At 69.8% G+C, this 2096-nt stretch carries 2 protein-coding genes; both read right to left on the bottom strand.

Going from position 1 to position 2096, the window contains the following annotated elements; genetic code table 11:
- A partial coding sequence (locus ACQKIP_RS45860) for a PIG-L family deacetylase (RefSeq protein WP_427745714.1) occupies positions 1-1237 on the bottom strand: 1237 nt, incomplete at its 3' end.
- Between the two features lie 540 nt (positions 1238-1777).
- On the bottom strand, positions 1778-2096 hold a 319-nt coding region (locus ACQKIP_RS45855; protein ID WP_427745713.1), incomplete at its 5' end, for an AAC(3) family N-acetyltransferase.

Raw genomic sequence — 2096 nt, 5'->3', positions numbered from 1 at the left:
GGGTAACGACCTCATCCGACAGCTCCGGACTGCCCAGCGACTGCCAGGGACCGAAGGCTTTGCCCGGGGCCTGCTGAACGATAAATCCCACTTCCTTGCGGTAGTCGGCCGGATGGTTGCCCAGCAGTGTGCGGGTGCCGAAGACGGCGATGCGGCCGTCGGGCAGGGGCACCGGCCGCACGCCCGTATCGATTCCGGTCTCCGGCTGGAGCACGGGACCCGTCCACCGTCCGGCTTTCCACCGCGCGCCGCTGCCGCCCGGCCGGTGCCAGTGGGCGATCCGGCCGTCCAGTACGGCGAAGGCCCTCAGGCTGTCATCCGTGCCCGCCAGCAGCCAGTCGGCGCTGCTCTCGCCGGCGTGGTGGATGCTGTGCGACCAGCGGGGCTTGGGGCTCGCGGCGACCTTGAGGTCACCACAGCCCGCCGCGTCCTTGCAGGCGTCGTGCGGGGCATCACCCCCGGCATACGTCTCGAGAGTGCGGGCCTTGGACGCGCCGGAGGCGGGGTCGAGCGTCTGGGGCAGGCCGCCGTTGAAGTAGCCCATATAGGTCTGCACGGTGAAGTGCGGACGCGATCGCGATCCGGAGGCCGCGTACCGGGCCAGTGCCTGCTGGACGAACCGTGCGCCGAACCGGTGATCCTGGTGGTCGGAGCACTTGAGGTTACGGTCCAGACGGCCCGGCGTCGGGTTCTGCATCCGTACCTGCGTCGGCCCGAACCGCTCCAGATAGCCGACCAGCGTCCGGATCAGCTGTTCCTTGGTGTACGAGAAGTCGCGGGTGACCACACCGCCGTGCGCCAACTGGGAGCCGAGCACGCCGACCCGCCCCTCCCACAGGCCGTGCAGGCTGTGCGGCCGGTCGCCGGCGATGCTGCCCGCCTCGTGCAGCAGCGTCCACACGAGTTGGATGTGGGGATAGCCCTGCAAGGTGTCGAGCTCCGCCCGCCCGCCGCCCGCCGTCGCGATGACCGTGCGCTGCCAGGGGTGGCCCGGCTGTCCGGTGACCATCTCCGCGTAGGCGGCACGTATGCCGTTCTGTCGCGCCTTGGCGAACCTGGGTTTGTCGGGCGTGGGGCGGGCGATGCCCCGGCCCGCGCCCTGCCAGGGCCCGTTGATGCCGTTGGACTCGCCGGACGTCAGGTAGATGGTGACCAGGGGCCGGCCGCTGCGCAGCGACTGCCCGACCTCCGGATTGATGAAGAACAGGTCGTCGTCGGGGTGCGCGACGATCTGCACGACCGCTTCCTCGGTCACGGGCTGCGGCCCGGAGGCAGCCCACGTACCCGAAGGGGCCGCCGTGTCCATGTCGGGTGACTGGTGAGGCGTGAGGGGTGTGCTGCCGGGGTCACTCTGGGCGCGGACGGCCATGCCTACGCCGATCCCTACGGGCGTCACGGCACCCAGGACGGTGGCCGCGAGGACATGGCGACGCGTTGCGCGCGCCAGAATGCGCTTTTCGGGGGGCATGGAGGGTTGTGCCTTATCTGAATCCGACGAACCGGCCACTCGGCCTCGGTCCGCAGCTGCCGCTGCGAACTCCTTGATCACGAAGGAGGATGATGTGCGGATGCCCCGGGTTGTCCCCAGTGATCTTCCTCACGGGGCAGAGCGGCAGGACACCGCAGTTCGGGGCGGCGTGATGACCGGGGGCCTGTGCTTCGCCGGGCAGCAAGGAGCGCGGCGGAAATCAGCTTGCTCTCCCGGCGGTCTCGCCCTGCCGGCACACGGCTCGGCCTGTCGGACCGGCGGCAGAACGCGCGTAGCGGGGGAGAGATGTCAGGCGTTGGGGGCTGGGGAACCCGCACATGATGCGGCGGCGTCAGCGGCGAGCAGTTCGGTGAGCCGGGGGACGGCGAAGGCCACCAGCGCCTGGATGGGGAGGAGTCGGCAGAGGGCGTTGCCCACGGGGACTTCCGGGGTGCCGGCCTGCTCCTCGAACTCGCGGCCGACGGTCGGAAAGTGCCGGCCGTTGTCGTTGCCGACATCGAGTGTCTCCACCCACACACGCTCGCCGTTGATGGTGTAGGGGAAGCGCCGGACCTTGAGGCGTGGGCTGGGTTTTAGGGTCTCGACGTGGTTGTTGAATGTTTTTCTT

The organism is Streptomyces sp. NPDC059900 (genome assembly GCF_050270335.1).
Lineage (GTDB): Bacteria > Actinomycetota > Actinomycetes > Streptomycetales > Streptomycetaceae > Streptomyces.
The sequence above is the reverse complement of the archived record's forward strand: the minus strand, read 5'-3'. Positions and strand labels throughout refer to the sequence as shown.